We start from the raw sequence: 3,522 nt of genomic DNA on the forward strand, positions 1-3,522 counted from the left end.
GGCAAGCCTCGCTCCTACCAGAATTTGTGTCGTACGCAATTTTCGCGATCGACACAAATCCTGTAGGAGCAAGGCTTGCCCGCGAAGCTTTTAGACTTTCTCCCAGACTTCAAAGTTGTACGCTGGTTTGTCGCCTTCAGCCGGATTCTGGGTGTTGGACACCAATGTCCACTGCCCCAAATCAAACTCCGGAAACCACGCATCCCCTTCCGGGCTCAACGCCACTCGGGTCAGATACAACCGATCCGCCTGCGCCATCCCCTGCGCATACAATTGCGCGCCGCCAATCAGCATCACCTCATCGACGCCCTGCTCGTTCGCCCATTCCTGCGCGCGAGCCACGGCCGCCTCCAGCGACGGATAAACCTCCGCGCCTTCCAACACCAGATCCGCCTGACGGCTGACCACGATGTTCAATCGGCCCGGCAGCGGCCGGCCGAGGGAATCCCAGGTCTTGCGACCCATGATGATCGGTTTGCCGAGGGTGGTGGCCTTGAAGTATTTGAAGTCCCCCGGCAAGTGCCAGGGCATGCTGTTGTCGACGCCGATCACACGGTTTTCACCGAGGGCTGCGATCAGGCTGAGGGGGAGTGATTTAGTCATGCCGGCGAGGATACCAGAGCCTCCCGTACCCCGATAAGCGCCACAGCGGTTATGCTCACAGCTCATTTGAGCGACGGGATGCCGCGTGACTGAACTGACTCCACTGCAAAACCTCTGGCTGACCGAGACGGTGCGCCTGCGTGAAGAACACGCCGGCCCCCTGGAGGATCTGGAAGCCAACCGGCTGGCCCGCAGCGCCGGCGGCGACTTGCCGACGCGAATTCAGCGCCGTGCCGTGTGGCTGGCCGAGCGCGACGGTTTGTCCGACGCCCTCAAGCATTGGCTGCAAGGCGCGCGACTGGCGCTGATCGTCATGGCGGTGCTGGCCATCGTCAGCGGTGCTGGCCTGGCGTTTGCCGCACTGGGTGATGGCCAGACCCCGGTAAATGTGTTCTGGGCCCTGGGCAGTCTGCTTGGGCTCAATCTGATTCTGCTGCTGAGCTGGGCGTTGGGCCTGGTGTTTGCCGGTGAGCACGGCGCCAGCCTTGGACGCTTGTGGCTGTGGCTCAGCGAAAAACTCGCTCGTGATGCCAAAGCCGCGCAACTGGCACCCGCCCTGCTGCTGTTATTGCAGCGACGCAAACTCAATCGCTGGGCGATCGGCGTGCTGGTCAACGGCTTGTGGTTGCTGGCGTTGCTCAGTGCGCTGGTTATCGTGCTGATGCTGATGGCGACCCGGCGCTACGGCTTTGTCTGGGAAACCACCATTCTGCGCGGCGACACCTTCGTCGCCATGACCCAGGCTCTCGGCGCCCTGCCGGCCTTGCTCGGTTTCAGCGTGCCCAGCGTGGAGATGATCCGCGCCAGTGGCGACGCCGCGCTGAACATCGAAAGCGCTCGTCAGGCCTGGGCCGCTTGGCTGGTGGGCGTGTTGCTGGTCTACGGGGTGTTGCCGCGTTTGTTGCTGATGCTGTTCTGCCGCTGGCGCTGGACCTCCGGCCAAGCCGCTTTGCGCCTGGATTTGAACCTGCCCGGTTACGCCCAATTGCGCGAACGGCTGATGCCCACCAGCGAACGCCTCGGCATCAGTGATGCCGCGCCTGCGCAACTGCATCGTGTCGAAAGCGGCGTCAGTGAGCAGCAAAGCGACGGCGCGTTGCTGGTGGCCATCGAGCTGGACGATCAACGCCCGTGGCCGCCGCAACTGCCGAAAACCGTGAACAACGCCGGCATCCTCGACAGTCGCGAATCGCGCAACAAACTGCTCGAACAGTTGAGTCGTTTCCCTCCGGCACGCCTGGCGATTGCCTGCGATCCGCGACGTTCGCCCGACCGTGGCAGCCTGGCCCTGATCGCCGAACTGGCGCGCAATGCCGCTGCCACCCGTGTCTGGCTGCTGCAAGCGCCGCCCGGCGAAGCACTGGATGCCGAACGTCTCGGCGACTGGCACGTGGCGCTGCAACAGCTGGACCTGCCGTTCGCCGATTGCGCGCCCGTGAACTGGCTGGAGACCGGCCATGACTAATGCCTGGAAAGCGCCCTTCAAGCTGGCCGTGGTCGGCCACACCAATGTCGGCAAAACCTCGTTGCTGCGCACGCTCACCCGGGACGTCGGTTTCGGTGACGTGTCCCATCGCCCCAGCACCACCCGCCATGTCGAAGGCGCGCGGTTGTCGGTGGACGGCGAGCCGTTGCTCGATCTCTACGACACGCCCGGCCTCGAAGACGCCATCGCCCTGCTCGACTACCTCGAGCGCCTGGAACGTCCCGGCGAACGCCTCGACGGCCCGGCACGGTTGGCCCGATTCCTCGACGGCAGCGAAGCCCGGCAGCGCTTTGAACAGGAAGCCAAAGTACTGCGCCAATTGCTCGCCTCGGACGCCGGCCTCTATGTGATCGACGCCCGGGAGCCGGTCCTGGCCAAGTACCGCGACGAACTGGAAGTGTTGGCCAGTTGCGGCAAACCGCTGCTGCCGGTGCTGAATTTCGTCAGCAGCGCCAACCATCGCGAGCCGGATTGGCGTGAAGCCCTGGCGCGCTTGGGCCTGCATGCCCTGGTGCGTTTCGACAGCGTTGCACCGCCCGAAGATGGCGAACGTCGACTCTATGAAAGCCTCGCCTTGCTGCTGGAAAACTCCCGCGAACAATTGGAGCGCCTGATCGCCGATCAACAGGCTCAACGCCTGGCTCGCCAACAGAGTGCGGCGCGATTGATTGCCGAGTTGCTGATCGATTGCGCCGCGTGCCGGCGCAGCGTGGTCAGCGACGCGGAGCAGGAACAACAGGCGATCAGCGAACTGCGCAAAGCCGTTCGCCAACGGGAACAGCGCTGCGTTGAAGGTTTGCTCAAACTCTATGCCTTCCGCCCACAGGACGCGGCGGCCAGTGAACTGCCGCTGCTCGATGGCCGCTGGGGCGATGATTTGTTCAACCCGGAAACCCTCAAGCAATTGGGCGTGCGGGTCGGCGGTGGCATCGCGGCCGGCGCGGCGGCCGGTGCCGGGGTTGATTTACTGGTGGGCGGCCTGACCCTCGGCGCGGCGGCACTGGCCGGCGCCATTGCCGGCGGCGCCCTGCAAACCGCCCGCAGTTATGGCAGCCGGTTAATGGGCAAGATCAGAGGTCAGCGAGAATTGACGGTGGACGACAGCGTGTTGAGGCTGTTGGCCTTGCGTCAGCGCCAATTGCTGCAAGCGCTGAATGCCCGTGGGCATGCGGCGATGGACAGCATCCAGGTGGCCACGCCACAGGACAAGACCTGGCGCGAAGGCAAACTACCCGAAGCCCTGAACAAGGCCCGGGCGCATCCGCAGTGGTCGTCGCTGAATCCGCAGGCGAAGTTGAGTCAGGCGGAGCGGCAAGAGCAGGTTGAGGTGTTGGCGCAGCAGTTGTAAACCTTGGTAATTGGGGTGTCCGGGCTGGCCCTTCGCGAGCAGGCTCGCTCCCACATTGGAATGCGTTCCCCTGTGGGAGCGAGCC

The 3,522-nt window shown here is 64.1% G+C and carries 3 protein-coding genes; 2 read left to right on the forward strand and 1 reads right to left on the reverse strand.

Annotated elements, in window-relative coordinates:
• Positions 1 to 90 precede the first annotated feature (90 nt).
• Complete coding sequence (locus tag QMX98_RS33270; RefSeq protein WP_172791882.1) at positions 91 to 603, reverse strand: dihydrofolate reductase; 513 nt, start codon at positions 601 to 603, stop codon at positions 91 to 93.
• Between the two features lie 85 nt (positions 604 to 688).
• Between QMX98_RS33270 and QMX98_RS33275 the strand changes: the two genes are divergently transcribed.
• Positions 689 to 2,068, forward strand: a complete 1,380-nt coding sequence (locus QMX98_RS33275; RefSeq protein WP_077747205.1) for a DUF2868 domain-containing protein — start codon at positions 689 to 691, stop codon at positions 2,066 to 2,068.
• Positions 2,061 to 3,437, forward strand: a complete 1,377-nt coding sequence (locus QMX98_RS33280) for a GTPase/DUF3482 domain-containing protein (RefSeq protein ID WP_282412020.1) — start codon at positions 2,061 to 2,063, stop codon at positions 3,435 to 3,437. Before QMX98_RS33275 ends, QMX98_RS33280 begins: the two co-directional genes overlap by 8 nt.
• Positions 3,438 to 3,522 lie beyond the last annotated feature (85 nt).

The organism is Pseudomonas sp. PS02303, assembly GCF_029959925.1.
Lineage (GTDB): Bacteria > Pseudomonadota > Gammaproteobacteria > Pseudomonadales > Pseudomonadaceae > Aquipseudomonas > Aquipseudomonas mandelii.